Genomic DNA, 26,492 nt, shown 5'->3' on the forward strand with positions numbered 1-26,492 from the left:
GTTTTTAATCTTTCCGACTCGTTCACTTCGTGATGTTGTTCACGTTGTTCCCTGTCGATGGAGCGGCATTATAGGGATCCCTGTTTTTTCCACAAGCGTTTTTTCGAATAAAATGATCAACTGCATACTTTTCCACCCTTTCGTTGCGATCTTGCACGAAAAGCTGATTTTCTCTTCGATCCCAGACGCTGTAAGTTTGTAATCCCTTCTTCACGGGCTATATTCCCAAAGGATAAATGTCTTTCTAACGGGGTAATTCATGTCTCACTATCCATTGCGCACCTATCAAGGTGTGGTGCCCACCACAGGGGATCGCGTGATGATTGATCCTTCAAGCGTGGTCATTGGCGAAGTCGATCTGGCTGACGATGTCAGCATCTGGCCATTAGTGGCTATTCGGGGTGACGTAAATAAAGTGGTGATTGGCCATAGAACCAATGTTCAGGACGGAAGTGTTCTGCACGTCACCCACCGATCCCAACATAATCCGGAGGGCTTCCCCCTTATTATTGGTGAAGATGTCACCGTGGGTCATAAAGCTATGCTGCATGGCTGCAAGATTGGGGATCGGGTTTTGGTCGGCATGGGATCGATTTTGCTCGATGGTGCGATAGTTGAAGATGACGTGATGATTGGCGCGGGGAGTTTGGTTCCCCCAGGCAAAAGACTGGAGAGTGGTTATCTCTATCTAGGCAGCCCGGTGAAGAAGATCAGGGCGCTGAGCGCCGAGGAACTCGAAGGGTTACTTTACTCATCGAATAACTATGTGAAGTGGAAAAATCTTTATCTGAACGATGCTGATCAAAAACAGCTCTTCCCGAAATAAACTCTATATAAGAAGAAACGCCTGAATGTGTTAACGCGAATCAGGCGTTTTGGCATCTAATCAGCCCAGTAAATCCTGCTTGAGTTGCTTGAGGACAGGTTCAATCTCCGGCATAACGCCATGCCAAAGATGGAATGCATGAGCTGCCTGCCCCACCAGCATGCCTAAGCCGTCCGAACAGGTTTGAACGCCATGTTCTTGCGCCCAGGTTATAAAAGGCGTTGGGCCAAGTTGATAGTACATGTCATAGATTCGGGTGTTGGCCGTTAATAAAGAAGAAGGTAAATCTGGGATCTCGCCGTGTATGCCGGAAGCCGTGGCATTGATGATGAGATCAAACTTCTCATTATCCAGACCCTCCATCGGCACAGCGCGGATCTCCCCTTTTCCTTTAAACAGCTCGCTGAGGTGTTCTGCACGGCTAAAGGTGCGATTGACCAACGTCACCTTACAGTTATGGGAAAGCAGCGGAAGGATCACGCCGCGCGCCGCACCACCCGCGCCCACCAGCAGGACGCGATCGTTTTCATGCAACATGTTCAATCGGATAAGATCGCTGAGCATGCCGATACCGTCGGTGTTGTCGCCCAGCAGCCGCCCATCCTCAAGCTTCTTGAGGGTGTTTACCGCTCCCGCCATTGAAGCCCTTTCGGTCAGTTCATCTGCTTTCGCAAAAGCCTGCTCTTTGAAAGGCGTGGTCACATTCGCTCCTTTCGCCCCCTCAGCAAAGAAAGCGTCAAGATACTCGGCGAACTCATCACGAGGCGACAGCACAGTACCGTAGGTATGCTCAATACCCGTTTGCTCGGCGAAAAGAGCATGAATTCTTGGGGATTTGCTGTGCGCTATTGGATTGCCAAAAACGGCGAATGAGGGCATCAAAAATTCCTTAACCTTGGCGGAAAAGATGGCCAGTCAGCGCATCTTTGATTTCTGAAGGGTTTTGGCGTCCGCCGACATTGCCTTCCAATACTGGGAAGTCGTCGCCAAACTGTTGTTTAACTTCTTGGGCAAAGCGACAAGGCTCAAGGCCGTTGAGATTCGCACTGGTCGACACCAGAGGTTTGCCAAACCGGCTGCACAGCTCTTTGACCAAAGGATGGTCGGTGACGCGCACGGCGAGTGAAGAGAACTGGCCGGTTAGCCAAGATGGCGTGGTCGCCTTCGCGGGCATCACCCAAGTCACGGGGCCGGGCCACTGGGAAAAAATGGTCTGGCGCTGCTCATCAGTCAGGGCGCTGTCATCTATATAGGGGAGAAGCTGCTGATAGTTATCGGCGATGAGGATCAGCCCTTTCTCGCGCGGACGGCGTTTGAGGCGTAGTAACTCTTCTACTGCGAGCTCGCTATCAGGGTCGCATCCCAGGCCAAAAACGGCCTCTGTCGGGTAAGCAATCACTTGCTGCTGGTTCAGCGCATTTAGGACTTCGGTGAAATTAGTTTCTTTATCGTTATTCATCTTGATCTTTGTTTATGTCGTTTACAGCCTTGCCACATGACTTGCTGGCACAAAAGAGCTTCACTCCCTGAGCCGTTTTCTTTTCCATTAACAGCGGATACTGGCAGTGACTGCATTGCCCGGCGACAGGTTTATTGTTTATCGCAAACTGGCAATCCGGGTAACGGTTGCAGGCGTGAAAGGCTTTGCCGTACCGAGATTTACGCTGCAGAAGATGGCCCTGTTTGCACTGCGGGCATGACAGACTGGTTTCTTCTGGTTTATCGATAGTCTCAATATGATCACATTCAGGGTAATTACTGCACCCGATGAACATGCCATAACGCCCCTGACGCAACACCATCGTGGAGTGGCATTTAGGGCATGACTGACCTTCAAGGACTTTAACAATATGCCCGTCTGCCTGACTTTTTAAAGGACGGATATACTGGCAGGAGGGGTATGTCGAACAACTAAGAAAGGGGCCGTGACGACCACTACGGATCACCAATACAGCCCCACATTCCGGACATGTTTCATTTTGCTTTTCAGCAAAAAGTGCTGCTTTTGTCATACGTTACGCTTTATCCGTTATCTCTAATGCAGATAACCATCATTAACTTCAAATAGTAACTCTTCCATTTGCTCATAGGCATTTTCATATCCGGGGATATTGAAAAGCACCATCAAGACCACCCATTTGAGATCTTCAAGATCAAACTCTTCGGTGTCGAGAGCCATGACACGATCGATAACCATTTCTCGGGTATCGAAATTCAATACTTTTATCTGTTCAAGGAATAATAGGAAACCTCGGCTGTCTACATCCAGACGCGCCGCCTCTTCATTGGTATAAATACGCAAAGCAAAGGGGTCTGCATCCAGTAAATGCGACGGTGTTTCACCTTCTTGCAGCTCGGCAAGTTTCTCAAGCCAATTTAGAGCATTGTGAATATCGGTCCGATGGAAGCCTGCTTCAGCCAAATCGTCTGTTAACCTATCCTGGTCGACACTCATCTCCGCTTCGTTATGAATGTAAGTTTCAAATAAGTACATTAGTACGTCGAACATGGCCTGCCCTCCTAATTCGGACATAGCCGCCGGGTACAGCTGCGATCCATCCTGCTAACTCCAGTTCGAGTAGTTTACCTACCACGTCTGGCACAGGTTGGCCGGCACGTTCGGCGACGACGTCAACAGGTGTCACCTCATATTCTACGTTAGCCAACACCTCAGCAAATGGCAATTCAACTTCGTTGTCTTGAGCATAAATAATCTCTTTTGTTGCAGATTGAACTGCTCCATGAGCAGTTTGTGGCGATAAGCCACTTGCCGCCACCGGCAACCAGGTCAGCCCACTGCCAATTTGCTCTGCGATGTCATTGGGTTCAGTGACCAGATAAGCCCCCTGCTTGATAAGCCAGTGGGTCCCCGTACTGGTGGTATTTTCGAGCGGGCCGGGCAAGGCAAACACGTCTCGGTCCTGTTCCAAGGCATAACGCGCCGTGATGAGAGAGCCGCTGCGTAAAGAGGCTTCGACCACCAGCACGCCGGCGCTCATGCCGCTGATAATTCGATTTCGTCGGGGGAAGTTAGCCGGCATCGCTGCAGTGTCAGGCCAGAGTTCTGATATCAGTGCGCCGCCGCTCTCTAGAATGCGATCGGCAAGCCCAAGGTGGCTGCGCGGGTGGATCTTCGCCAAGCCGCTTCCCAATACCGCGATGGTGTTTCCTCCCGCCTCTAGCGCGGCGGCATGGCTAATTCCATCAATCCCAAGAGCTAACCCGCTAGTAATAGTAAAACCGCTACTCACTAATCCCGCGGCAAAATACTGCGCCCACTGCTCGCCGTAATCACTGTAGTTACGACTGCCGACCATGGCCAATTGGGGCGTCGCCAATACGGGGAGTTGGCCTTTGACAAACAGCACCGGCGGAGCCGAGGAGATGTGCTTCAGCATCGACGGGTAGTGTGCATCTTGCAGCGTGATGAAGTGGTGTGACTCAGCGTCTAGCCAGTTTAAAGCTGTAAAAATACGTTGAGATTCAATATTGAAGAAACTCTGGATTTGCTCTTCACTCAGGCCGTAAGAACTGAGCGATTTGGCGTCGCACCTGCCATCATCAATAAATGCGTCAACAATGTGACATATTGAGGCAGCATCCAGCCGCTTTATCGCTGACAAACGTAACCACATTTCCCTAAGTGTCACTCGCATCCTCCTTAATAAAGCCAGCTGGCTACTGCTCCAATTGGTAGAGGATGCTGTCAATCAGGACGGGAAATGTCTAGAATAGAGTCTATATATCGTCAATCATTTGAATGAAGATCCAAAAATTTATGTCCGTATTAAATATCTTACATTTCCCAGACGAGCGTCTTCGCATTACTGCAAAGCCGGTCAAAGAAGTTAACGCCGAAATCCAGCAAATCGTGGATGATATGTTCGAAACCATGTATGCCGAGGAAGGCATCGGTTTGGCCGCCACTCAGGTAGACATCCACCAGCGTATTATCGTTATTGATGTCTCTGAGAACCGCGATGAGCGTTTGGTGCTGATTAACCCTGAGCTGCTGGAACAGAGCGGCGAAACGGGTATCGAGGAAGGCTGCCTGTCGATTCCTGACCAGCGCGCTTTGATTCCTCGCGCCGAGAAGGTAAAAATCCGCGCACTCGATCGCGATGGCAAGAGTTTTGAGCTTGAGGCCGATGACCTGCTGGCTATCTGTATCCAGCATGAAATGGATCACTTAGTCGGTAAGCTTTTCGTGGATTACTTGTCTCCACTGAAACGCCAGCGTATTCGCCAGAAGATGGAAAAAATGGCCAAGCTGAACGCTCGTGCTGACTGATTTTCGTCAATAACAGGAATGAGCTTTGCGCATTATATTTGCAGGAACACCTGACTTTGCAGCGCGTCATCTTGACGCGCTTTTAACATCTGAACATGAGGTGGTTGGGGTCTTTACTCAACCAGACCGCCCTGCTGGCCGTGGTAATAAGCTGACGCCTAGCCCGGTGAAAACGCTGGCTCTCGAGCACGGCATTCCGGTATTCCAACCTAAATCTTTACGCCCGGCAGAGAGCCAACAGCTGGTCGCTGAACTTAATGCGGATGTGATGGTGGTGGTGGCTTATGGGTTAATCCTCCCACAGGCTGTTTTGGATATGCCAAAACTGGGCTGCATCAATGTCCATGGTTCACTGCTGCCGCGCTGGCGCGGTGCCGCGCCGATTCAGCGTTCTTTGTGGGCGGGAGATAGCCAAACTGGCATCACCATCATGCAAATGGACGTTGGGCTGGATACCGGCAATATGCTGCACAAAATCGAATGTGATATTGAGCCGCAAGATACCAGCGCCACGCTGTATAACAAGCTGGCAGAGCTTGGCCCTACCGGTATGCTGACGACACTGCAGCAGTTAGCCGAAGGCAGCGCAAAACCCGAAGTTCAGGATGAAGGGTTAGTGACTTATGCGGAAAAGCTGAGCAAAGAGGAAGCGCGTCTGGACTGGTCGCTCTCGGCCAAACAGCTTGAGCGCTGCATCCGTGCTTTCAACCCATGGCCAATGAGCTATTTCGTTATTGAAGAGCAGCCGGTAAAAGTCTGGCAGGCCGAGGCACTCGAGCAGCCAACCACGGCTCAACCGGGCACGGTCATTGCCGCCGGGAAAGCCGGAATACAGATCGCGACCTCTGACGGTATTTTGAATATCTTGCAATTGCAGCCGGCAGGTAAGAAAGCGATGTCAGTCCAAGATATCCTTAATTCACGCCGTGAATGGTTCATTGAAGGCAATATTCTCGCCTAATCATTGCCAATCGTACCCGGCTACGCGCCGGGTCATTTCCTTCTAATAAGCTGACCTTTGCAGCCTTTCTGACTATGAAAACAACCTATAATCTCCGCAGCATTGCTGCAAAAGCCATCAGCCAGGTTCTTGATCAAGGCCAGTCTCTTTCTACCGTTTTGCCAGGGTTACAAAAGAATATTTCCGAGAAGGATCGCGGTTTACTGCAAGAGCTGTGCTTCGGGACGCTACGCGTTCTGCCACAGCTGGAATGGTGTTTACAGCAGCTGATGGCAAAACCGCTCACCGGCAAACAGCGTACTTTGCATTATCTGCTGATGGTCGGGATCTACCAGCTGGTCCACACGCGTATTCCTCCACACGCGGCCTTGGCTGAAACAGTCGAAGGCGCCGTGGCACTGAAACGCCCACAGTTAAAAGGTCTGATTAATGGCGTGCTGCGCCAATTCCAGCGCCAGCAGGACGAGTTGATCCAGCGAATGGAAAATACGGACAGCCGCTACCTGCACCCTAGCTGGCTGCTGAATCGTATTAAGAAGGCTTACCCAGAGCAGTGGGAATCCATCATTGAGGCAAATAACCAGCGTCCGCCAATGTGGTTACGCGTCAATCGCATCCATCATTCACGCGATGAATATCTGGCTCTGCTTCAAACCGCCGGCATCGATGCTGCTCCCCATCCGGAATATGCCGATGCCCTGCGACTGTTAACGCCTTCCGCCGTAACCGAATTACCCGGTTTTGCCGATGGTTGGGTGACGGTGCAAGATGCCTCTGCTCAAGGCAGCGTTGATCTTCTTGATCCCCAAGATGGTGAGATGATCCTCGACCTGTGCTGTGCGCCGGGCGGGAAAACTACCCATATTCTTGAAGCTGCCCCTAAAGCCCACGTGCTTGCGGTGGATGTTGATAAGCAGCGGCTGGTTCGCGTAAATGAAAACCTTCAACGGCTAAAATTACATGCCGAGGTCAAACAGGGCGATGGCCGCGAACCTCAGTCTTGGGCCGGCGATCGTCAGTTCGACAAGATTTTGCTCGACGCGCCATGTTCTGCGACCGGCGTGATTCGCCGCCACCCAGACATCAAGTGGCTGCGCCGTGACAGCGATATTGCCGAGCTAGCCGGGTTGCAGCGCGAAATTCTCGAAGCCATTTGGCCACGTTTAAAACCTAATGGCGTGATGGTTTATGCAACTTGCTCAATCTTGCCAGAAGAGAATAGCCAGCAGATCACGGCCTTCCTGCGTGACCACCCGGAAGCTAAACTGGTTGAGACTGGCGATTTGGAGAATCCGGGCAAACAGAACTTGCCACACGCTGAAGATGGCGACGGCTTCTATTACGCTAAACTGATTAAGTCAGCGAAGTAATTTCTAAGCGAGAATGAGCCTCTTATGAAAATTATTATTCTTGGTGCCGGACAGGTTGGCGGGACGCTGGCTGAAAACCTGGTGGGTGAAAACAACGACATCACCGTCGTTGATACCAACATGTCGCGCTTGCGCCAGCTGCAGGATAAGTTCGACCTGCGGGTGGTTCAGGGATATGGCTCGCACCCAAGAGTGCTGCGCGAAGCCGGTGCAGAAGATGCCGATATGCTGGTTGCGGTGACTAACTCCGACGAGACCAATATGGTGGCTTGTCAAATCGCCTATTCACTTTTCAACACGCCAAACCGAATCGCGCGCATTCGTTCTTCTGAATATATTCGTGAATCAGAAAAGCTCTTCAAGCCCGAAGCCGTGCCAATTGACCACCTTATCTCCCCCGAGCAGCTGGTTATCGATTACATCTATAAGCTGATTGAGTATCCGGGCGCACTGCAGGTGGTTAACTTTGCAGAAGGTAAAGTCAGCATCGCGGCGGTTAAAGCCTATTACGGCGGCCCATTGGTCGGCAGTGCCTTGTCATCCATGCGCGAGCATATGCCGCACATCGAGACGCGCGTTGCCGCTATCTTCCGCCAAGACCGGCCTATTCGGCCACAAGGCTCAACCATTATTGAAGCAGGTGATGAGGTCTTCTTCGTTGCGGCGTCGCAGCATATTCGCGCCGTAATGAGCGAGCTTCAACGTCTCGAGAAGCCTTATAAACGCATCATGATCGTTGGCGGCGGTAATGTCGGCGCAGGCCTGGCCCAGCGTTTAGAGAAGAATTACAGCGTAAAGCTTATTGAGCGCAATCAGCAAAGGGCTGCTGAATTAGCCGAAATCTTGCAAGATACCATCGTGTTTTACGGCGACGCCTCGGACCAAGAGCTGCTCGCAGAAGAGCATATCGAGCAGGTCGACGTATTTATCGCCATCACCAATGATGATGAGGCGAACATCATGTCGGCCATGCTGGCCAAACGTATGGGTGCCAAAAAGGCCATGGTGCTTATCCAGCGCGGAGCTTATGTCGATTTAGTGCAGGGCAGCGTGATTGATATCGCTATTTCCCCACAGCAAGCGACCATCTCGGCACTGCTTGGTCACGTGCGCAAAGCGGATATCGTTAGCGTCTCCTCTCTTCGCCGCGGCGTGGCGGAAGCCATCGAAGCTATTGCTCACGGTGATGAGAGCACTTCACGCGTTGTTGGCAGAACTGTTGAACAGATCAAGCTGCCGCCTGGTACCACCATCGGCGCTATCGTCAGGGGTAATGAAGTTATTATCGCCAACGGTGCGAGCCGGATTCAGCAAGGTGACCACGTGATTATGTTCATCACTGATAAGAAATTCGTGCGAGACGTCGAGAGATTGTTCCAGCCAAGTCCATTTTTCTTATAAAATGCCACGGGTGTTTGAATATTTATCAATGAATTGGAATCAATTCTTCAACTTTTGTAGCGCGGACGCAACAAATGGTCTTTACTTTGTTTGACACAAAGTATCGATTTGCCAAGGGGATGTTTTATGAGTTTTATGAAAGAGTTTCGTGAATTTGCCATGCGTGGCAACGTTGTTGATCTTGCAGTCGGTGTGATCATCGGTGCAGCTTTCGGCAAAATTGTGTCGTCGCTGGTCGCAGATATTATTATGCCACCACTGGGCCTGTTAATCGGCGGGGTGGATTTCAAGCAGTTTGAATGGGTTATACGCGAGGCTCAGGGTACAGTGCCTGCGGTTGTCATGAAGTATGGCGTGTTTATTCAAAACATTTTTGACTTCGTAATTGTTGCTCTGGCTATCTTCTGTGCAATCAAGTTGATGAACAAAATGCGTCGCAAAGAAGAAGCCGCGCCCGCTGAACCACCAAAACCAACGGCAGAAGAAACCCTGCTGACAGAAATCCGCGATTTGTTGAAACAACAACAAACGCCAAGATTGTAAAATCAGACTTCTCATAATTAAAAAAGCCATCATCAGATGGCTTTTTTAATGCTAGAAGGACAGTGCTAAGAACCCGAATAAATGCTTAGCACTGCCCTCCTGATAACCCTTCTTGCCGTTTTTCTCTTTTCTACGATAACTGCCTTTACCTTTGAGACTCTTTTCAACTCGTTGCCTGAACAACGGATCATGCAGCAGTGCTTGAATCGCGTTGTCCTGAATGACGCCTTTCTGATGCTTATAATTACTCATGTTACCCTCATAATTAACTTTATTGACTCGATATAATATTGGAGCAGCAGACTTATTTCTCTTTAATCGCCCCTGCCTCTAGCGCCTCAAGAATAGAGCAACTCGCGCTGGAATGCGAAGAGCCACAGCACGCTTTGCTTAGGCGCGTCAGTGAATCCTTCATTCGCTCTAATTCACTCAGCTTTGCTTCCACTTCTGCCAGTCTACTATCAACAATAGACTTGGATTCCTGACAAGTATGATGCGCCGGATCGATTCGCAAAGAAAGTAACTCCTTGATAGCCTCCAGCGTAAAACCTGTGGTTTTGGCATAACGAATGAAGCGCAGGCGCTGCAAATCGCGATGATTATATTGGCGATAGCCGGAATCGCTTCTTTCGCCACATTCCATCATGCCCTGCTTTTCATAGTAGCGAACCGTGTCTGTGGACACGTCTGCTAACTTAGCAAGCTCACCTATCTTATACATGCTACTTACCTCGCAATCTTTCAAGCAGCGGATTTTGATAATCACCGCGTAAGAAGTCGGTATTCTGACCAGCCTGCTGCAACCTTAGTTCAAGCAATTTTACTCTCTTCTCTAACTCAGTAAACCTGGCGTCATCTGCGGTCAGAGTTTGCAGTAAGGTATTAAGCTCCAGAGCTTCCTTTCTGTCCTGCAGTTCGGGCGGCAAGAAACCAGAGTTCTTCAGAATTCGATATGCCATTCTCAGTTCAAGCGGCACGTCACTGTCATCATCAAGAAGCAGGGGGCTACCGGCGCCGGGCAGATTATCCAATTCACCTTTATTTATAGCTTCCGCAATTTTTTGCTCAGCCATAGCATCACCAAGAAACATAATCTCTCCCGTTAGCGAAGTAATATGTATGAGAAAAGGATAACGCCTGGATAGGAAAAAGTTAGAGAAAAGATGCTTTCAAAAGAAGGTGAGAAACTGCAGGCGTAAAAAAACCGGGCAAGTGCCCGGTTTTTTCATGCATCTACAGATTATTCAGCAGTTGCTACTTCTGCTTGTGACTCTGCACGATCAACGAGCTCGATGTATGCCATCGGCGCATTGTCGCCTGCACGGAAACCACACTTAAGAATACGAGTGTAACCACCGGCACGGCTCGCGAAACGCGGGCCCAGTTCATTAAACAGTTTTGCCACGATCTCGTTATCACGAGTACGGGCGAATGCCAGACGACGATTTGCAACGTTGTCGGTCTTGGCAAGAGTAATCAGCGGCTCAACAACGCGACGCAGCTCTTTCGCTTTCGGCAGGGTCGTCTTGATGATTTCATGACGAACCAAAGAGCCGGCCATGTTACGGAACATAGCCTGTCTGTGGCTGCTGTTACGGTTCAGTTGACGACCACTCTTACGATGGCGCATGACCTTATCCTTCTCAGTAAAACCTTAACCTGTGATCCGGTTACTCGTCAGCGATGCTTGCTGGTGGCCAGTTTTCTAGGCGCATGCCCAGAGACAAACCACGGGAAGCAAGCACATCTTTAATCTCAGTAAGAGATTTTTTACCAAGGTTAGGCGTTTTAAGTAGCTCAACCTCAGTGCGCTGTACCAGATCACCGATGTAGTGGATTGCTTCTGCTTTGAGGCAGTTAGCAGAGCGGACAGTCAATTCCAGATCGTCAACAGGGCGCAACAAGATTGGATCGAACTCTGGCTTCTCTTCTTTAACTTCCGGCTGACGTACATCACGTAAATCAACGAAAGCTTCAAGTTGTTCAGCAAGAATGGTTGCCGCACGACGGATCGCCTCTTCAGGATCGATCGTACCGTTGGTTTCCATTTCGATAACCAGCTTGTCCAAATCGGTGCGCTGTTCTACACGCGCTGCTTCAACATTGTAGGCAATACGCTCTACAGGGCTGTAGCATGCATCTACTAACAGACGGCCAATTGGGCGCTCATCTTCTTCCGAATGAATTCGGGCAGACGCCGGCACATAACCACGACCGCGCTGAACTTTGATACGCATGCTAATAGCGGCGTTCTCATCGGTCAGGTGGCAGATAACGTGTTGCGGCTTGACGATTTCGACATCACCATCATGGGTAATGTCGGCTGCAGTCACAGGGCCAATGCCAGACTTATTCAGGGTAAGAATAACTTCATCTTTCCCTTGAACTCTCACCGCCAGCCCTTTCAGGTTGAGCAGGATCTCCAGGATATCTTCCTGTACGCCTTCTTTGGTGCTGTACTCATGCAGTACACCATCAATCTCAACCTCGGTCACCGCGCAACCCGGCATGGATGAAAGCAGAATACGGCGCAGTGCGTTGCCTAAAGTATGGCCAAAGCCACGTTCTAAAGGCTCAAGGGTCACCTTGGCGTGCGTCGAACTGACTTGCTCGATATCTACCAGGCGCGGTTTTAGAAACTCTGTCACAGAACCCTGCATTGTGTCCTCTCTTTGGTACTAAGCTTTACTTAGAGTAAAGCTCGACGATCAGGTGTTCGTTAATGTCAGCAGACAGATCAGTACGCTCAGGCTTACGCTTGAACACACCTTCCATCTTCGCAGCATCAACTTCAAGCCAAGTCGGCTTTTCACGCTGTTCAGCCAACTCCAAAGCGGCCTTAACGCGAGATTGCTTTTTAGCTTTCTCACGGATGCTGACAACGTCATTCGGAGATACCTGATAAGAAGCGATGTTAACAACGCGACCGTTTACCATAATAGCTTTGTGGCTAACTAACTGGCGAGATTCCGCACGAGTAGCGCCGAAGCCCATACGATAAACAACGTTGTCTAAACGCCCTTCAAGTAGTTGCAACAGGTTTTCACCGGTGTTGCCTTTCAGGCGAGCAGCTTCTTTATAATAGTTACGGAATTGACGCTCTAAGATGCCATAGATACGGCGAACTTTTTGCTTTTCACGCAACTGCACACCATAGTCAGACAGACGCGGTTTACGCGCACCATGCTGACCAGGAGCTTGTTCAATTTTACACTTGGTATCGATCGCTCGAACGCCAGATTTAAGGAATAAATCTGTGCCCTCACGACGGCTAAGCTTGAGCTTAGGACCCAAATATCTTGCCATTTTCTCTCTCCAACAATCCTAAAAGCAGCGTTATACGCGACGCTTTTTCGGCGGACGACAACCGTTATGAGGGATAGGAGTCACATCAGTAATATTAGTGATGCGGAAACCAGCCGCGTTTAACGCGCGGATAGTAGACTCACGACCAGGACCAGGTCCTTTAACCATAACTTCCAGATTCTTGATACCGTATTCTTTCACTGCGTCAGCGCAGCGCTCTGCTGCAACCTGAGCTGCGAACGGAGTGGATTTACGAGAACCACGGAAACCGGAACCACCAGCTGTTGCCCAACCCAAAGCATTACCCTGACGATCGGTAATGGTTACAATGGTGTTGTTGAAAGAAGCATGGATATGAGCCACGCCGTCAGAGACTTGTTTTCTTACACGTTTACGTGTACGAACAGGTGCCTTTGCCATTTATTCAATCACCCCGATTATTTCTTGATCGGTTTACGCGGACCCTTACGGGTACGTGCGTTAGTCTTAGTACGCTGACCGCGCACTGGAAGACCACGACGATGACGCAAACCACGATAAGTCCCAAGGTCCATAAGACGCTTGATGCTCAGGGTGACTTCACGACGCAGATCACCTTCAACAATGAACTTGGCAACTTCGTCACGCAGCTTTTCGATTTGCTCTTCAGACAGCTCACTGATCTTAACATTTTCAGCAATACCAGACGCTGCACAGATAGCCTGTGAACGGGTTTTACCGATGCCGTAGATCGAAGTTAATGCGATCACGGTATGTTTTTGATCAGGAATGTTAATGCCTGCTATACGGGCCACTATGCACTCCTACTATTTATATACGGCAACACCATTCTGAAAAGCCCGTTTTCAGGATACTCAAATAATGTTGCAGCTTACATACAAAAGATTGGCTGGCTAATCTAGCCAGCTCAACCCAACTTTGCAAGAAAAATATGCGAGATAATCAGCCTTGACGCTGTTTATGCTTCGGCTCGGCGCTGCAGATTACGCGAACGATACCGTTACGCTTAACGATTTTGCAGTTACGACATAATTTCTTGACGGAAGCACGAACTTTCATTTTTACTCTCCGTAACTTCGCAAACGCACCAGATTAGCGGTTATAGCCTTTCAGGTTTGCTTTCTTCAATGCAGACTCGTACTGACTTGACATCATCAGAGTTTGCACTTGAGCCATAAAGTCCATAATGACAACAACTACGATTAGTAGTGAGGTACCACCAAAGTAGAATGGCACTTTCATTGCGTCACGCATGAACTCCGGGATAAGGCAGATGAAAGTAATATACATCGCACCAATTAAGGTTAAACGAGTCATTACTTTATCGATGTACTTCGCCGTTTGCTCTCCCGGACGAATTCCTGGTACAAATGCACCGGACTTCTTCAGGTTATCTGCTGTCTCGCGAGGGTTGAAAACCAACGCAGTGTAAAAGAAACAGAAGAAGATGATTGCAGTCGCATAGAGTAACACATAAAGCGGTTGCCCAGGCTGCAAATACAGCGAAATCGTAGTCAGCCAGTTCCAACCAGTCCCGCCCCCAAACCATGATGCAATCGTGGCAGGGAACAGAATAATGCTGGAAGCGAAGATCGCTGGGATAACCCCGGCCATATTCACTTTCAACGGTAAGTGCGTGCTCTGTGCTGCATAAACACGACGACCCTGTTGGCGTTTAGCATAGTTAACAACGATACGACGTTGACCACGCTCTACGAACACAACAAAGAAAGTCACTGCAAACACTAAAACTGCAACCAACAGCAACAGGAGGAAGTGCAGGTCGCCTTGCCGAGCTTGTTCGATAGTATGAGCTACTGCCGGTGGTAGACCTGCTACGATACCCGCGAAGATTATGATTGAGATACCGTTACCGATACCGCGTTCAGTAATCTGTTCACCTAACCACATCAGGAACATTGTCCCGGTAACTAAGCTAACAACAGCAGTAAAGTAGAAGGCAAAGCCTGGGTTTAATACCAGGCCTTGCATACCAGGCATGTTCGGTAAACCGGTAGCAATACCGATTGACTGAAACACAGCTAATACCAGCGTACCGTAGCGGGTGTACTGGCTAATCTTACGACGGCCAGCCTCCCCTTCTTTCTTTATCTCTGCTAACGCTGGATGAACCACCGTCAGCAGCTGGATAATAATCGATGCCGAAATGTACGGCATGATACCCAATGCAAAGATAGAAGCACGGCTGAGAGCACCACCAGAGAACATGTTAAACATTTCAATGATGGTGCCTCTTTGCTGCTCGAGCAATTTGGCAAGTACAGTGGCATCAATACCAGGGATCGGAATAAAAGAGCCGATACGGAAAACGATCAACGCACCGATAACAAACAAAAGTCTGCGCTTCAGTTCGCCTAGTCCACCCTTGGCACTTTGGAAATCTAACCCCGGTTGCTTAGCCATCTGCTACTTATTCCTCAATTTTACCGCCAGCAGCTTCGATAGCAGCACGAGCGCCTTTGGTGACACGCAAACCACGCAGAGTTACCGCACGACCAACTTCGCCAGAAAGAATAACTTTCGCGAACTCGATCTGGATACCAACTACGTTAGCGGCTTTCAGCGTGCTCAGGTCGATTACGTCGCCTTCTACAAGAGCAAGTTCAGACAGACGAACTTCTGCCGTGATCATTGCTTTGCGAGAGGTGAAGCCGAATTTCGGCAAACGACGGTATAAAGGCATCTGACCACCTTCAAAACCACGACGTACGCCACCACCAGAACGTGAGTTCTGACCTTTGTGACCACGACCGCCGGTTTTACCTAGGCCAGAACCAATACCACGACCTACACGCTTCGGCGCTTGTTTGGCACCTTCAGCCGGAGACAGAGTATTTAAACGCATCTCTTACTCCTCAACCTTAACCATGTAGGAAACCAGGTTGATCATACCGCGTACAGCAGGAGTATCCTCACGCTCTACAGTATGACCAATACGACGCAGACCTAAGCCTAACAGCGTTGCCTTGTGTTTCGGCAAGCGGCCAATAGAGCTGCGAGTTTGTGTTACTTTAATAGTCTTTGCCATGGTTAATTACCCCAGAATTTCTTCAACGGATTTACCACGCTTGGCAGCGACCATTTGTGGGGATTTCATATTTGCCAGAGCGTCGATAGTTGCACGAACCACGTTGATCGGGTTTGTAGAACCATAAGCTTTAGCCAATACGTTATGCACCCCAGCGACTTCCAGGACGGCACGCATTGCACCACCGGCGATAATACCGGTACCTTCGGAAGCCGGCTGCATGAACACACGGGAACCCGTATGAGCACCTTTAACTGGGTGCTGCAGGGTGCCGCTGTTCAGCGCGACATTCATCATGTTGCGACGGGCTTTTTCCATCGCTTTCTGGATCGCTGCCGGAACTTCGCGTGCTTTGCCGTAGCCAAAACCAACGCGACCGTTACCATCACCAACTACTGTCAGTGCGGTAAAGCTGAAGATACGGCCACCTTTTACGGTTTTAGATACGCGGTTTACCGCGATCAGCTTTTCCTGCAGTTCGCCAGCTTGTTTTTCGATGTGAGCCATCTTAAACCTCTTCCTTAGAACTGAAGGCCAGCTTCACGGGCAGCATCTGCCAGTGCCTGGACTCGACCATGATATTGGAAACCGGAACGGTCAAAGGATACTTTCGTGATCCCTTTTTCCAATGCGCGTTCTGCGATAGCTTTACCTACAGCAGTGGCAGCATCTTTGTTGCCGGTATACTTCAGTTGCTCAGTAATAGTTTTTTCTACAGTTGATGCAGCAACTAATACTTCAGAACCGTTTGGTGCGATAACCTGTGCGTAAATATGACGCGGGGTACGATGTACCACCAGACGTGTCGCACCCAATTCTTTGAGCTTGCGGCGTGCGCGGGTCGCACGACGGATACGAGCAGATTTCTTATCCATAGTGTTACCTTACTTCTTCTTAGCCTCTTTGGTACGCACGACTTCGTCGGCGTAACGGACACCCTTGCCTTTATAAGGCTCAGGACGACGGTAGGCACGTAAATCTGCTGCAACCTGACCGATAACTTGTTTATCAGCGCCTTTCAGCACGATTTCAGTTTGGGTCGGACATTCAGCAGTGATGCCTTCCGGCAGCTGGTGATCTACTGGGTGAGAGAAGCCTAAAGCTAAATTCACCACATTGCCTTTAACGGCAGCACGATAACCAACGCCAACCAATTGAAGCTTTTTAGTGAAGCCGTCGGTAACACCAACAACCATTGCATTCAACAGTGCACGAGTTGTACCCGCTTGGGCCCAACCGTCAACAAAACCTTCACGTGGAGCGAAAGTGATGGTGTTTTCTTCCTGTTTAACTACAACGGCGTCATGGATAGTACGTGACAGCTCGCCGTTTTTACCCTTAATCGTAATAACCTGACCGTTGAGTTTTACCTCTACGCCGGCAGGAATGACGACGGGTGCTTTTGCAACACGAGACATTCTTTCCTCCCGATTAAGCTACGTAGCAGATAATCTCGCCACCAAGACCAGCCTGGCGAGCTGCACGATCAGTCATAACACCTTTAGAGGTAGAAATAACAGCGATACCCATACCGGCCATAACTTTTGGCAGCTCATCTTTTTTCTTATAGATGCGCAGACCTGGACGGCTGATACGTTGAATGCTTTCTACCACTGCCTTGCCCTGGAAGTACTTCAGTACTAATTCCAGTTCAGGTTTGGCGTCGCCTTCGATTTTAAATTCTTCAATATAACCTTCTTCCTTCAGCACGTTGGCAATTGCCACTTTCAGCTTGGAGGAAGGCATGGTGACCGCAACTTTGTTCGCGGCTTGACCGTTACGGATACGGGTCAGCATATCCGCGATCGGATCTTGCATGCTCATCTGTCTTTACTCCCGTGATTCAATTGGTGAAAATTACCAGCTAGCCTTTTTAAGACCCGGAATTTCACCGCGCATAGCGGCTTCACGGACCTTAATACGGCTCAACCCGAACTTCCGCAGGAAAGCATGCGGACGACCAGTTTGACGGCAGCGGTTACGCTGACGAGACGGGCTGGAATCACGCGGCAGAGACTGCAGCTTAAGAACCGCATCCCAACGATCTTCGTCGGAAGAGTTCACACCAGAGATAATAGCTTTCAATTCCTCGCGTTTAGCGCGGTATTTGTCAGCCAGTTTCACGCGAACGACTTCGCGTGCTTTCATGGATTGCTTAGCCATTAGTAACCCTGCCTTACTTGCGGAACGGGAAGTTAAAGGCAGCCAGCAGAGCGCGGCCTTCATCATCGGATTTCGCAGTAGTGGTGATAGTAATATCTAAACCACGAACGCGATCGACTTTATCATAATCGATTTCCGGGAAGATGATCTGTTCACGCACGCCCATGCTGTAGTTACCACGACCATCGAAAGACTTAGCAGACAAGCCGCGGAAGTCACGAATACGTGGAACAGCAATAGAGACCAGACGCTCAAAGAACTCCCACATGCGTTCGCCACGCAGAGTTACTTTACAGCCGATCGGATAGCCCTGACGGATTTTGAAGCCTGCAACTGATTTGCGTGCTTTGGTGATCAACGGTTTTTGACCGGAGATCGCTGCCAGGTCAGCTGCTGCATTATCCAGCAGTTTCTTGTCAGCGATCGCTTCACCTACACCCATGTTCAGGGTGATCTTCTCGACCCGAGGGACTTGCATGACAGAATTGTAACCAAACTCAGTCATGAGTTTTTTTACGACATCGTCTTTGTAGTAATCATGCAGTTTCGCCATCGTACTACTCCAAATTACTTGATAGTTTCGCTGTTAGACTTGAAGAAACGGACTTTTTTGCCGTCTTCGAATCTAAAGCCTACACGGTCAGCCTTACCGGTTGCCGCGTTGAAGATAGCAACGTTAGAAACCTGAATTGCAGCTTCTTTTTCAACGATGCCGCCTGGTTGGTTCAGAGCCGGTACAGGCTTCTGATGTTTTTTAACCAGGTTGATACCTTCAACAATGACCTTACCAGAAGACAGGACATTTTTTACTTTACCGCGCTTACCTTTATCTTTGCCGGTAAGCAGGATAACTTCGTCATCACGACGGATTTTCGCTGCCATGGTTCGCTCCTTAGAGTACTTCTGGTGCCAGAGAGATAATTTTCATGAACTTCTCATTACGCAGTTCACGAGTTACCGGCCCAAAAATACGCGTGCCGATTGGCTGCTCGCTGTTATTGTTTAAAATAACGCATGCATTACCATCGAAGCGAATGACAGAACCGTCCGGGCGACGAACACCCTTCTTGGTGCGCACCACTACCGCCTTCAGCACATCGCCTTTCTTCACCTTACCGCGAGGAATTGCTTCCTTGATGGTAATTTTGATGATGTCGCCGACGCCTGCGTAGCGACGGTGCGAGCCACCTAGAACCTTGATACACATTACGCGACGTGCACCGGAGTTGTCGGCCACGGTCAGCATAGTCTGTTCTTGGATCATGTTAGTGCTCCGCTAATGTCAACTACAACTTTAGGACCCAGGAATAGGTCGTTAAGAAATCCCCATAAATGAGGGCGCGGCATTATAACACCGGTTCCAGATTATGGGTAGAAAAAATAAACGGCCCACAGTTATGAGCCGTTTATCTATTTTTGAGACGACGAGTCTATTACAGAATCGCTTTCTCTACAACGCGAACCAGTGTCCAAGACTTAGTCTTAGACAGCGGACGGCATTCGCTAATTTCAACGACGTCGCCGATACCGCATTCGTTGTTCTCGTCATGTACGTGCAGCTTAGTCGTACGCTTGATGAATTTACCGTAGATTGGGTGTTTCACAAAACGTTCAATCGCAACAACGATGGATTTCTCCATTTTGTCACTGATAACACGACCTTGCAGAGTACGGATCTTGTCACTCATTACGCACCCGCCTTTTCAGTCAGTAAAGTCTTCACACGTGCAACATCACGACGCACTTGTTTCAACAGGTGTGTTTGCTGCAACTGGCCACTTGCCGTTTGCATGCGCAGGTTAAACTGCTCACGCAAAAGGTTAAGAAGCTCAGTGTTCAGCTCTTCCACGCTTTTTTCGCGCAGCTCTTGTGCTTTCATTACATCACCGTCTTAGTTACAAAGGTGGTTTTGATAGGCAGTTTGGCTGCTGCCAGCTGGAAGGCTTCACGAGCCAGCTCTTCAGGCACACCGTCCATTTCGTACAGGACTTTACCAGGCTGGATCAAGGCAACCCAATACTCCACGTTACCTTTACCTTTACCCATACGAACTTCCAGTGGCTTCTCGGTGATCGGTTTGTCCGGGAATACACGGATCCAGATCTTACCTTGACGCTTAACTGCACGGGTCATCGCACGACGTGCTGCTTCAATTTGACGAGCAGTCAGACGACCACGGCCAACAGCTTTTAGACCGTAAGTGCCGAAGCTCACATCCGTACCTTGCGCAAGACCACGGTTGCGGCCTTTGTGCACCTTACGGAATTTTGTACGCTTTGGTTGTAACATCAGCGACTCTCCTTACTTGCGGCCTTTACGCTGCTGCTTTTTAGGTTGAGCAGCCGGTTCCGGTTGTTCAACTGCAGCCATACCACCCAGGATCTCACCTTTGAAGATCCATACCTTAACGCCGATTACACCATAAGTGGTGTGCGCTTCAGATGTGTTGTAATCGATATCCGCACGCAGAGTGTGCAACGGAACACGACCTTCACGGTACCATTCAGTACGCGCGATTTCAGCACCGCCAAGACGGCCGCTTACTTCAACTTTGATACCTTTAGCGCCAAGACGCATTGCGTTCTGTACAGCACGCTTCATAGCACGACGGAACATAACGCGACGTTCCAGCTGTGAAGTGATGCTGTCAGCAACCAATTTAGCGTCAAGTTCCGGCTTGCGGACTTCGGCGATGTTAATTTGCGCAGGAACGCCAGCGATATCCGCTACGACCTTACGCAGTTTTTCGACATCTTCACCTTTCTTGCCGATAACGATGCCAGGACGAGCGGTGTGAATAGTCACACGGATGCTCTTCGCTGGACGCTCGATAACGATGCGAGAAACGGAAGCTTTCGACAATTCTTTAGTCAAGAACTGGCGAACTTTAAAGTCGCTGTCCAGGTTGTCAGCGAATTCTTTGGTATTTGCATACCAAGTAGAGTTCCAAGGTTTGACAATACCTAGTCGAATACCATTAGGATGTACTTTCTGACCCATTGCTAGTCTCCAGAGTCTCAGCGATCGGACACAACCACAGTAATGTGGCTGGTGCGCTTCAGAATGCGATCTGCACGACCTTTAGCACGCGGCATAATGCGCTTCATGCTTGGGCCTTCGTCTACGAAAATCTTCGTGACTTTCAGATCATCGATGTCAGCGCCATCGTTGTGTTCTGCGTTAGCAATGGCAGACTCTAGTACCTTCTTAACCAAACCAGCAGCTTTCTTGTTGGTGTAGGCCAAAGTTTCCAGAGCTTGCGACACTTTCTTACCGCGGATCAGGTCAGCAACAAGGCGAACCTTCTGAGCAGAAGAACGAGCGTGGCGATGTTTAGCGATAGTTTCCATCTCTTCCTCCTACCTTAGCGCTTTTTAGCTTTTTTATCAGCCGCATGGCCGCGATAAGTACGAGTCGGCGCGAATTCACCCAGTTTGTGACCGACCATTTCGTCGGAAACAAATACTGGTACGTGCTGACGACCATTATGGACAGCGATGGTCAAACCGATCATGTTAGGAAAGATCGTTGAACGACGGGACCAAGTGCGCAAAGGCTTCTTGTCACCGCTTTCCACCGCTTTCTCTACCTTCTTCAGCAAGTGCAGGTCAATAAAAGGACCTTTCTTGAGAGAACGTGGCATGGCTTATCCTCTAATTATTTTTTGCTACGGCGACGTACAATGAATTTATCAGTACGCTTGTTGCTACGGGTCTTCTTACCTTTGGTCTGAACGCCCCACGGGGTTACCGGGTGCTTACCAAAGTTACGACCTTCACCACCACCGTGTGGGTGATCGACTGGGTTCATCGCAGTACCGCGAACGGTAGGACGAATACCACGCCAACGTGCAGCACCTGCTTTACCCAGAACGCGAAGCATATGTTCAGCGTTACCGACTTCACCTAAGGTGGCGCGGCAATCAACTTGAACTTTACGCATTTCGCCAGAGCGCAGACGCAGAGTTACGTAGGAACCGTCACGTGCAACGATCTGAACGTAGGCACCAGCAGAACGAGCCATCTGGCCACCCTTACCTGGTTTCATTTCTACGTTATGAACCGTTGAACCTACTGGGATGTTGCGCATAGGCAGGGCGTTACCTGTCTTAATTGCTGCATCAACGCCAGATTGGATCTGGTCACCCACTTTCAGGCCTTTCGGCGCCAGGATATAACGGCGTTCGCCGTCTTTGTACAGAACCAGAGCGATATTCGCTGAACGGTTCGGATCGTACTCCAGACGCTCAACCACTGCTGCGATACCGTCTTTGTTGCGTTTGAAGTCAACCAGACGATAATGCTGCTTGTGGCCACCACCGATATGACGGGTGGTGATACGGCCATTGTTGTTACGACCACCGCTTTTGCTCAGTTTTTCAAGCAGCGGGGCATAAGGTTTACCCTTGTGCAACTCCTGGTTAACCACTTTAACAACATGGCGGCGGCCCGGAGATGTAGGTTTACATTTAACAATTGCCATTGTTCAAACTCCTCCGACTTACTCTGCGCCGCTGATGAAGTCCAGATTCTGGCCTTCTTTCAGGGTAACGTAAGCTTTTTTCCAGTCGCTACGACGACCAACACGCTGACCGTGACGCTTCACTTTGCCTTTAACAAGCAGGGTGTTAACGTCTTCGACTTCGACTTCAAACAGTTTCTTAACCGCAGCTTTGATTTCTGCTTTAGTCGCGTCTTTGGCAACTTTGAGAACGATGGTGTTGTTCTTTTCCATCGCAGTAGAAGCTTTTTCAGAAACGTGCGGCGCGCGCAGCACTTTCAGCAGACGTTCTTCACGAATCATGCCAGCATCTCCTCAACTTGCTTCACCGCGTCAGAAGTCATAACGACTTTGTCGAAGGCGATCAGGCTTACTGGATCGATACCTGCTACATCACGTACATCAACCTTGTACAGGTTGCGTGCGGCCAGGAACAGGTTCTCGTCGACTTCGCCAGTTACAATCAGCACGTCTTCCAGAGCCATGTCTTTCAGTTTCTGTGCCAGCAGCTTAGTTTTAGGCGCTTCTACAGAGAACTGCTCGACTACGATCAAGCGATCTTGACGTACCAGTTCGGACAGAATGCTTTTCAGCGCGCCGCGGTACATCTTTTTATTTACTTTTTGACTGTGGTCCTGTGGCTTTGCAGCGAAGGTAACACCACCGGAACGCCAGATTGGGCTCTTTACAGAACCTGCTCGCGCACGGCCAGTACCTTTCTGACGCCATGGTTTTTTACCGGAACCAGTTACTTCAGCACGGGTCTTCTGAGCGCGAGTACCTTGACGGGCACCTGCTGCATACGCAACAACGACCTGGTGTACCAGCGCTTCATTGAAATCACGCCCGAAGGTAGTTTCGGAAACAGTCAGCGCGCTTTGCGCGTCTTTCACTACTAATTCCATTCCTATCTCCTCGACGTTAAGCCTTAACAGCAGGTTTAACGATCAGGTTGCCACCGGTAGCACCCGGAACAGCACCCTTGACCAGCAGCAGGTTGCGCTCAGCGTCAACACGTACTACGTCCAGGCTTTGAACGGTTACACGCTCGTTACCCAGTTGGCCTGCCATTTTCTTGCCTTTGAACACTTTGCCCGGAGTCTGGTTCTGACCGATAGAACCCGGAACACGGTGAGACAAGGAGTTACCGTGGGTAGCGTCTTGGGTACGGAAATTCCAGCGCTTAACTGTGCCAGCAAAACCTTTACCTTTAGAAGTACCGGTAACATCTACTTTCTTAACGTCTGCGAAAATTTCAACGCTAATGTCCTGACCTGCAGTAAATTCTTCACCTTCTGCAAGGCGGAATTCCCACAGACCGCGGCCAGCTTCTACGCCAGCTTTAGCGAAGTGACCCGCTTCTGGTTTAGTTACACGGTTAGCTTTTTTGCTACCAGTAGTAACTTGCACAGCACGGTAACCGTCGTTGTCCAGGTCTTTGACCTGAGTAACGCGGTTTGCTTCAATTTCGATAACGGTTACTGGGATAGAAACACCATCTTCTGTGAAGATACGTGTCATACCCACTTTCTTACCGACTAAACCAATCATTGTTTCAACCTCTCAATCGCTCAATGACCCTGATTAACCCAGGCTGATCTGCACGTCTACACCAGCAGCCAGATCCAGACGCATCAGAGCATCAACGGTTTTCTCGGTTGGCTCAACGATGTCAACCAGACGCTTGTGAGTGCGAATCTCATACTGATCGCGCGCATCTTTATTGACGTGCGGAGAAATCAGAATGGTAAAGCGCTCTTTGCGGGTCGGCAGCGGGATTGGACCACGAACTTGCGCACCAGTGCGCTTCGCAGTCTCAACGATTTCCGCAGTTGATTGATCGATCAAACGATGATCAAACGCTTTCAGGCGGATACGGATTCTTTGGTTCTGCATGAGACCAGAGCTCCAATTATTTTAAACGTAAATAATTACTCCTCAAACCCATTTCGATTGATGGGAGAGTGTAATCGTTCTTCATATAACCCCCATATCGGGAGTATTGTTTGATTAGCGGTACAGCATTGCTAATCAACTAATCCTTATCGAATTAGGCTTACCAAGATTAGGTAAGCCCGCGCATTATACGTAAATAGAGGTAGGAAGCAACCAATACGGCAAACAAAATGCTTTTATTTTGCACTCATCACTTTCCAGCACTGATCGCAGAACGGCTTTTTAAGCCCCTCAAAAGACAAAAACCTCTCGTCCCCTCCCCCTCTCTGCTGATAACTTGCGCTGAAGGATTAGCCAGCAATCGGCTTAGATACCCTTCATGGAGGAAGGCAAAATGGATGAATGGCAGTTACTTGGTGGTGCTGTAGTATCGCAGGGTTGGTTTTACCACAGCGGCATCACTCTCTTCGGGTTGCTTGCCGGCAGCTTTCTCAATGTGGTGGTTTACCGTATCCCTTTGATTATTGCTCGAGCGGAAAGAATTACCACACACAGATTTAATCTTTGTTTCCCTTCTTCTCACTGCCCTGCCTGCCAACACACTTTGCGGTGTTGGCATAACGTTCCGCTGCTCAGTTGGTTGGTTTTGAAAGGGAGATGCCACTACTGTCAGAGTAAGATCCCTGGCTCTTACCCTCTTAATGAAGGTCTGTGCGCCCTAGGCTTTTTAGCACTTTCTTTCATGCTCTCAACCCCAGCGGCTTTATGCGCCGCACTTATCTTGTTTTGGTTTCTGTTGGCGCTGAGCCTGATTGACCTTGCCACATCCTTGCTGCCGGATAGCCTGACATTGCCGCTGCTGTGGGCAGGTTTGCTGGTCAATTCATTCTTAGGCAACGTGGCGCTGCAAGATGCAGTTTATGGCGCGGCGGCCGGATACTTGTCTTTATGGTTTTTATACTGGGGAGTCAAAATAGTCACAGGTAAGGAAGGGATGGGATATGGTGACTTCAAGCTGCTTGCGGCACTCGGCGCCTGGGTTGGCTGGCAAATGTTACCGCACTTATGCATGTTGGCTGCGTTGACGGGAATGGTGTTCGCACTGGTAAGCAAAAGGAGAAATCACATGACTAAGCAAATTCCGTTCGGCCCGAGCTTAGCCTCTGCGGGGCTTATTATGTATATCAGCCAGCAGAGTGACCCTGTCTGGCTGACGTTCTAATAAAGCACATCGCTATTTCTGTGATTCTTCTTTGAGTTGAGACTGAAGGTAGTTTTGGATCCCCACGCGCCCAATGAGTTCGAGCTCGGTCTCAATCCAATCAATGTGATGTTCTTCGTCAGCGAGGATGTTAATCATCAAATCACGGCTAACGTAGTCGTGGACTGTATCGGCGTAGGCGATTGCCTCACGCAAGTCTTTGGCCCCGTCGAGCTCAAGCAGTAAATCTGACTTCAGCATCTCCTCAACATCTTCCCCGATATTGAGTTTGCCGAGATCTTGCAAATTAGGAATGCCTTCCAAGAAGAGAATGCGCTCGATATAGAGGTCCGCATGCTTCATCTCATCAATTGACTCATGGTATTCGATGCCATTAAGTCTCATCAGACCCCAGTTTTTAAACATTCGGGCGTGCAAAAAATACTGATTGATTGCAACCAGTTCATTTCCTAGAAGTTTATTGAGGTGTGCAATGACTTTTTTATCGCCTTTCATAGGTAACTCCTCCGTTCCGGTATCTAAAGCGTAGATCCGGTTCAGAGTAAGTCAAAGAAAAGGCTTACATTTGGCGAGGTATTTTTAAGCGATATTGTCGAATTGTGGAATCTGCTGCAATTCGTCTTCCATTATCTGGCGCGCGACGCGGATACATTTACCGCACTGCGTACCTACCGGAACAAAACTTCTAAGCTGCTGGAACGTTTGGGGCTGATAGCGACGAACTGCCTGACGGATTGTTTTATCACTAACGCTATTACATAAACACACGTACATAGAAACCACACATCGAACAAAACCTGAGCTAACTGTAAATGAGAATCGTTATTACTGCAACACTCAGGCATAAAAAAAGGGTGCCGAAGCACCCTCTTTTCTATTGCAGAAATTATCAGCGATTAAGCGATAACTTTAGCAACAACACCTGCACCAACAGTACGGCCACCTTCACGGATTGCGAAACGCA

Annotated in this window: 46 protein-coding genes; 7 read left to right on the forward strand and 39 right to left on the reverse strand. The window is 49.4% G+C overall.

The genetic code is table 11. The features are described from left to right. Window positions 1–259: 259 nt before the first annotated feature. Window positions 260–826: a DapH/DapD/GlmU-related protein gene (locus tag SBO83_RS21070; protein WP_396132814.1), complete on the forward strand. Its 567-nt coding sequence runs from the start codon at window positions 260–262 to the stop codon at window positions 824–826. A gap of 60 nt (window positions 827–886) precedes the next feature. On the opposite strand, the gene aroE is transcribed toward SBO83_RS21070, so the two are convergent. From aroE to dprA, 5 genes are read right to left on the reverse strand one after another with little or no spacing between them, the layout of a single operon-like run. Next, entirely contained in the window at window positions 887–1,705 is an 819-nt protein-coding gene (gene aroE, locus SBO83_RS21075) for a shikimate dehydrogenase (protein ID WP_396132815.1), read from the reverse strand. A gap of 10 nt (window positions 1,706–1,715) precedes the next feature. After that, window positions 1,716–2,285: an L-threonylcarbamoyladenylate synthase type 1 TsaC gene (tsaC, locus tag SBO83_RS21080; RefSeq protein ID WP_396132816.1), complete on the reverse strand. Its 570-nt coding sequence runs from the start codon at window positions 2,283–2,285 to the stop codon at window positions 1,716–1,718. After that, window positions 2,278–2,838 carry a DNA topoisomerase family protein gene (locus SBO83_RS21085; RefSeq protein ID WP_396132817.1) on the reverse strand — a complete coding sequence of 187 codons (561 nt, stop codon included), beginning with the start codon at window positions 2,836–2,838 and terminating at the stop codon, window positions 2,278–2,280. Before SBO83_RS21085 ends, tsaC begins: the two co-directional genes overlap by 8 nt. A 23-nt stretch (window positions 2,839–2,861) precedes the next feature. Continuing rightward, window positions 2,862–3,335, reverse strand: a complete 474-nt coding sequence (locus SBO83_RS21090; protein ID WP_396132818.1) for a DUF494 family protein — start codon at window positions 3,333–3,335, stop codon at window positions 2,862–2,864. Further along, window positions 3,307–4,476: a DNA-protecting protein DprA gene (dprA, locus tag SBO83_RS21095; RefSeq protein ID WP_396132825.1), complete on the reverse strand. Its 1,170-nt coding sequence runs from the start codon at window positions 4,474–4,476 to the stop codon at window positions 3,307–3,309. Before dprA ends, SBO83_RS21090 begins: the two co-directional genes overlap by 29 nt. Before the next feature lie 128 nt (window positions 4,477–4,604). Here dprA and def point away from each other — a divergent pair, with 128 nt between their 5' ends. From def to mscL, 5 genes are all read left to right on the forward strand, one after another. Next, the gene (gene def / locus SBO83_RS21100) at window positions 4,605–5,117 is read left to right on the forward strand and encodes a peptide deformylase (RefSeq protein ID WP_034793647.1); all 513 of its coding nucleotides are present in this window, start codon (window positions 4,605–4,607) and stop codon (window positions 5,115–5,117) included. A 25-nt stretch (window positions 5,118–5,142) separates the two neighbouring features. Further along, window positions 5,143–6,078, forward strand: coding sequence for a methionyl-tRNA formyltransferase (fmt, locus tag SBO83_RS21105; protein WP_396132819.1), 936 nt, complete (start codon window positions 5,143–5,145; stop codon window positions 6,076–6,078). 74 nt (window positions 6,079–6,152) lie between these two features. Continuing rightward, window positions 6,153–7,448, forward strand: coding sequence for a 16S rRNA (cytosine(967)-C(5))-methyltransferase RsmB (gene rsmB / locus SBO83_RS21110; protein WP_396132820.1), 1,296 nt, complete (start codon window positions 6,153–6,155; stop codon window positions 7,446–7,448). A 24-nt stretch (window positions 7,449–7,472) separates the two neighbouring features. After that, window positions 7,473–8,849: a Trk system potassium transporter TrkA gene (gene trkA, locus SBO83_RS21115; RefSeq protein WP_034793653.1), complete on the forward strand. Its 1,377-nt coding sequence runs from the start codon at window positions 7,473–7,475 to the stop codon at window positions 8,847–8,849. 126 nt (window positions 8,850–8,975) lie between these two features. Further along, entirely contained in the window at window positions 8,976–9,392 is a 417-nt protein-coding gene (gene mscL / locus SBO83_RS21120) for a large-conductance mechanosensitive channel protein MscL (protein WP_396132821.1), read from the forward strand. A gap of 51 nt (window positions 9,393–9,443) precedes the next feature. Here mscL and SBO83_RS21125 read toward each other — a convergent pair whose 3' ends face one another. The 31 genes from SBO83_RS21125 to rpsJ all read right to left on the reverse strand — a co-directional run bounded on the left by SBO83_RS21125 (window position 9,444) and on the right by rpsJ (window position 24,306). Further along, window positions 9,444–9,644 (reverse strand): alternative ribosome-rescue factor A, encoded by a 201-nt coding sequence (locus tag SBO83_RS21125; RefSeq protein WP_353503546.1) that lies wholly within the window; start codon window positions 9,642–9,644, stop codon window positions 9,444–9,446. A 52-nt stretch (window positions 9,645–9,696) separates the two neighbouring features. Next, window positions 9,697–10,113 carry a Zn(2+)-responsive transcriptional regulator gene (zntR, locus tag SBO83_RS21130; RefSeq protein ID WP_353503547.1) on the reverse strand — a complete coding sequence of 139 codons (417 nt, stop codon included), beginning with the start codon at window positions 10,111–10,113 and terminating at the stop codon, window positions 9,697–9,699. A gap of 1 nt (window position 10,114) precedes the next feature. Further along, the gene (locus SBO83_RS21135; protein WP_396132822.1) at window positions 10,115–10,483 is read right to left on the reverse strand and encodes a DnaJ family domain-containing protein; all 369 of its coding nucleotides are present in this window, start codon (window positions 10,481–10,483) and stop codon (window positions 10,115–10,117) included. 149 nt (window positions 10,484–10,632) lie between these two features. Then, window positions 10,633–11,022 (reverse strand): 50S ribosomal protein L17, encoded by a 390-nt coding sequence (gene rplQ / locus SBO83_RS21140; protein ID WP_034793661.1) that lies wholly within the window; start codon window positions 11,020–11,022, stop codon window positions 10,633–10,635. Between the two features lie 40 nt (window positions 11,023–11,062). Next, the gene (locus SBO83_RS21145; RefSeq protein ID WP_002919219.1) at window positions 11,063–12,052 is read right to left on the reverse strand and encodes a DNA-directed RNA polymerase subunit alpha; all 990 of its coding nucleotides are present in this window, start codon (window positions 12,050–12,052) and stop codon (window positions 11,063–11,065) included. A gap of 25 nt (window positions 12,053–12,077) precedes the next feature. Then, window positions 12,078–12,698 (reverse strand): 30S ribosomal protein S4, encoded by a 621-nt coding sequence (gene rpsD, locus SBO83_RS21150; RefSeq protein ID WP_034793662.1) that lies wholly within the window; start codon window positions 12,696–12,698, stop codon window positions 12,078–12,080. Window positions 12,699–12,728: 30 nt separating this feature from the next. Next, window positions 12,729–13,118 carry a 30S ribosomal protein S11 gene (gene rpsK / locus SBO83_RS21155; RefSeq protein ID WP_004929731.1) on the reverse strand — a complete coding sequence of 130 codons (390 nt, stop codon included), beginning with the start codon at window positions 13,116–13,118 and terminating at the stop codon, window positions 12,729–12,731. A 17-nt stretch (window positions 13,119–13,135) separates the two neighbouring features. Beyond that, complete coding sequence (gene rpsM / locus SBO83_RS21160) at window positions 13,136–13,492, reverse strand: 30S ribosomal protein S13 (protein WP_034793665.1); 357 nt, start codon at window positions 13,490–13,492, stop codon at window positions 13,136–13,138. Window positions 13,493–13,640: 148 nt separating this feature from the next. Next, entirely contained in the window at window positions 13,641–13,757 is a 117-nt protein-coding gene (gene rpmJ, locus SBO83_RS21165) for a 50S ribosomal protein L36 (protein ID WP_012768118.1), read from the reverse strand. A gap of 33 nt (window positions 13,758–13,790) precedes the next feature. Beyond that, a complete protein-coding gene (gene secY, locus SBO83_RS21170; RefSeq protein WP_034793668.1) occupies window positions 13,791–15,122 on the reverse strand; it encodes a preprotein translocase subunit SecY in 1,332 nt (443 codons plus the stop codon). A gap of 7 nt (window positions 15,123–15,129) precedes the next feature. Further along, on the reverse strand, window positions 15,130–15,564 hold the full coding sequence (gene rplO / locus SBO83_RS21175) for a 50S ribosomal protein L15 (protein ID WP_034793669.1): 435 nt from the start codon (window positions 15,562–15,564) through the stop codon (window positions 15,130–15,132). A 3-nt stretch (window positions 15,565–15,567) separates the two neighbouring features. Beyond that, on the reverse strand, window positions 15,568–15,747 hold the full coding sequence (gene rpmD, locus SBO83_RS21180; RefSeq protein ID WP_013573701.1) for a 50S ribosomal protein L30: 180 nt from the start codon (window positions 15,745–15,747) through the stop codon (window positions 15,568–15,570). A 6-nt stretch (window positions 15,748–15,753) separates the two neighbouring features. After that, window positions 15,754–16,254 carry a 30S ribosomal protein S5 gene (gene rpsE / locus SBO83_RS21185; protein ID WP_013573700.1) on the reverse strand — a complete coding sequence of 167 codons (501 nt, stop codon included), beginning with the start codon at window positions 16,252–16,254 and terminating at the stop codon, window positions 15,754–15,756. 14 nt (window positions 16,255–16,268) lie between these two features. Beyond that, window positions 16,269–16,622 (reverse strand): 50S ribosomal protein L18, encoded by a 354-nt coding sequence (gene rplR, locus SBO83_RS21190; RefSeq protein ID WP_034793671.1) that lies wholly within the window; start codon window positions 16,620–16,622, stop codon window positions 16,269–16,271. A gap of 9 nt (window positions 16,623–16,631) precedes the next feature. After that, window positions 16,632–17,165 (reverse strand): 50S ribosomal protein L6, encoded by a 534-nt coding sequence (rplF, locus tag SBO83_RS21195; protein WP_353503549.1) that lies wholly within the window; start codon window positions 17,163–17,165, stop codon window positions 16,632–16,634. A 13-nt stretch (window positions 17,166–17,178) separates the two neighbouring features. Further along, complete coding sequence (rpsH, locus tag SBO83_RS21200) at window positions 17,179–17,571, reverse strand: 30S ribosomal protein S8 (protein WP_013573697.1); 393 nt, start codon at window positions 17,569–17,571, stop codon at window positions 17,179–17,181. A gap of 33 nt (window positions 17,572–17,604) precedes the next feature. Continuing rightward, window positions 17,605–17,910 (reverse strand): 30S ribosomal protein S14, encoded by a 306-nt coding sequence (rpsN, locus tag SBO83_RS21205; RefSeq protein ID WP_013573696.1) that lies wholly within the window; start codon window positions 17,908–17,910, stop codon window positions 17,605–17,607. 13 nt (window positions 17,911–17,923) lie between these two features. Further along, window positions 17,924–18,463 carry a 50S ribosomal protein L5 gene (rplE, locus tag SBO83_RS21210; protein ID WP_034793676.1) on the reverse strand — a complete coding sequence of 180 codons (540 nt, stop codon included), beginning with the start codon at window positions 18,461–18,463 and terminating at the stop codon, window positions 17,924–17,926. A gap of 14 nt (window positions 18,464–18,477) precedes the next feature. Next, window positions 18,478–18,792 carry a 50S ribosomal protein L24 gene (gene rplX / locus SBO83_RS21215; RefSeq protein WP_034793679.1) on the reverse strand — a complete coding sequence of 105 codons (315 nt, stop codon included), beginning with the start codon at window positions 18,790–18,792 and terminating at the stop codon, window positions 18,478–18,480. Between the two features lie 10 nt (window positions 18,793–18,802). Further along, window positions 18,803–19,174 carry a 50S ribosomal protein L14 gene (gene rplN, locus SBO83_RS21220; protein ID WP_008457164.1) on the reverse strand — a complete coding sequence of 124 codons (372 nt, stop codon included), beginning with the start codon at window positions 19,172–19,174 and terminating at the stop codon, window positions 18,803–18,805. Between the two features lie 169 nt (window positions 19,175–19,343). Further along, window positions 19,344–19,598: a 30S ribosomal protein S17 gene (gene rpsQ, locus SBO83_RS21225; RefSeq protein WP_009639185.1), complete on the reverse strand. Its 255-nt coding sequence runs from the start codon at window positions 19,596–19,598 to the stop codon at window positions 19,344–19,346. Then, window positions 19,598–19,789 (reverse strand): 50S ribosomal protein L29, encoded by a 192-nt coding sequence (rpmC, locus tag SBO83_RS21230; RefSeq protein WP_013573692.1) that lies wholly within the window; start codon window positions 19,787–19,789, stop codon window positions 19,598–19,600. Before rpmC ends, rpsQ begins: the two co-directional genes overlap by 1 nt. Continuing rightward, window positions 19,789–20,199 (reverse strand): 50S ribosomal protein L16, encoded by a 411-nt coding sequence (rplP, locus tag SBO83_RS21235; protein ID WP_009639183.1) that lies wholly within the window; start codon window positions 20,197–20,199, stop codon window positions 19,789–19,791. Before rplP ends, rpmC begins: the two co-directional genes overlap by 1 nt. Window positions 20,200–20,211: 12 nt before the next feature. Next, a complete protein-coding gene (gene rpsC, locus SBO83_RS21240; protein WP_004929766.1) occupies window positions 20,212–20,910 on the reverse strand; it encodes a 30S ribosomal protein S3 in 699 nt (232 codons plus the stop codon). A gap of 17 nt (window positions 20,911–20,927) precedes the next feature. Beyond that, on the reverse strand, window positions 20,928–21,260 hold the full coding sequence (gene rplV, locus SBO83_RS21245; RefSeq protein ID WP_004391423.1) for a 50S ribosomal protein L22: 333 nt from the start codon (window positions 21,258–21,260) through the stop codon (window positions 20,928–20,930). A 14-nt stretch (window positions 21,261–21,274) separates the two neighbouring features. Beyond that, window positions 21,275–21,553 (reverse strand): 30S ribosomal protein S19, encoded by a 279-nt coding sequence (gene rpsS / locus SBO83_RS21250; RefSeq protein WP_004929772.1) that lies wholly within the window; start codon window positions 21,551–21,553, stop codon window positions 21,275–21,277. A gap of 14 nt (window positions 21,554–21,567) precedes the next feature. Then, window positions 21,568–22,392: a 50S ribosomal protein L2 gene (gene rplB, locus SBO83_RS21255; RefSeq protein WP_034793690.1), complete on the reverse strand. Its 825-nt coding sequence runs from the start codon at window positions 22,390–22,392 to the stop codon at window positions 21,568–21,570. 18 nt (window positions 22,393–22,410) lie between these two features. Continuing rightward, window positions 22,411–22,713 carry a 50S ribosomal protein L23 gene (gene rplW, locus SBO83_RS21260; protein WP_034793691.1) on the reverse strand — a complete coding sequence of 101 codons (303 nt, stop codon included), beginning with the start codon at window positions 22,711–22,713 and terminating at the stop codon, window positions 22,411–22,413. Then, entirely contained in the window at window positions 22,710–23,315 is a 606-nt protein-coding gene (gene rplD / locus SBO83_RS21265) for a 50S ribosomal protein L4 (RefSeq protein WP_353503550.1), read from the reverse strand. The genes rplW and rplD overlap by 4 nt, the downstream gene beginning before the upstream one ends. Window positions 23,316–23,331: 16 nt before the next feature. Further along, a complete protein-coding gene (rplC, locus tag SBO83_RS21270; protein WP_353503551.1) occupies window positions 23,332–23,961 on the reverse strand; it encodes a 50S ribosomal protein L3 in 630 nt (209 codons plus the stop codon). 33 nt (window positions 23,962–23,994) lie between these two features. After that, window positions 23,995–24,306: a 30S ribosomal protein S10 gene (gene rpsJ, locus SBO83_RS21275; RefSeq protein ID WP_009639175.1), complete on the reverse strand. Its 312-nt coding sequence runs from the start codon at window positions 24,304–24,306 to the stop codon at window positions 23,995–23,997. A 394-nt stretch (window positions 24,307–24,700) separates the two neighbouring features. Between rpsJ and SBO83_RS21280 the strand changes: the two genes are divergently transcribed. Next, window positions 24,701–25,528 carry a prepilin peptidase gene (locus SBO83_RS21280; protein WP_396132824.1) on the forward strand — a complete coding sequence of 276 codons (828 nt, stop codon included), beginning with the start codon at window positions 24,701–24,703 and terminating at the stop codon, window positions 25,526–25,528. 12 nt (window positions 25,529–25,540) lie between these two features. On the opposite strand, the gene bfr is transcribed toward SBO83_RS21280, so the two are convergent. The 3 genes from bfr to SBO83_RS21295 all read right to left on the reverse strand — a co-directional run. After that, entirely contained in the window at window positions 25,541–26,023 is a 483-nt protein-coding gene (gene bfr / locus SBO83_RS21285) for a bacterioferritin (RefSeq protein ID WP_353503553.1), read from the reverse strand. Between the two features lie 84 nt (window positions 26,024–26,107). Next, window positions 26,108–26,302, reverse strand: coding sequence for a bacterioferritin-associated ferredoxin (gene bfd, locus SBO83_RS21290; RefSeq protein ID WP_353503554.1), 195 nt, complete (start codon window positions 26,300–26,302; stop codon window positions 26,108–26,110). A gap of 122 nt (window positions 26,303–26,424) precedes the next feature. Beyond that, window positions 26,425–26,492: EF-Tu C-terminal domain-related protein (locus tag SBO83_RS21295; RefSeq protein WP_130634147.1), on the reverse strand; the 68-nt coding region annotated here is incomplete at its 5' end.

Origin of the sequence: Ewingella allii, from assembly GCF_044430645.1 — a bacterium.
GTDB lineage: Bacteria > Pseudomonadota > Gammaproteobacteria > Enterobacterales > Enterobacteriaceae > Ewingella > Ewingella allii.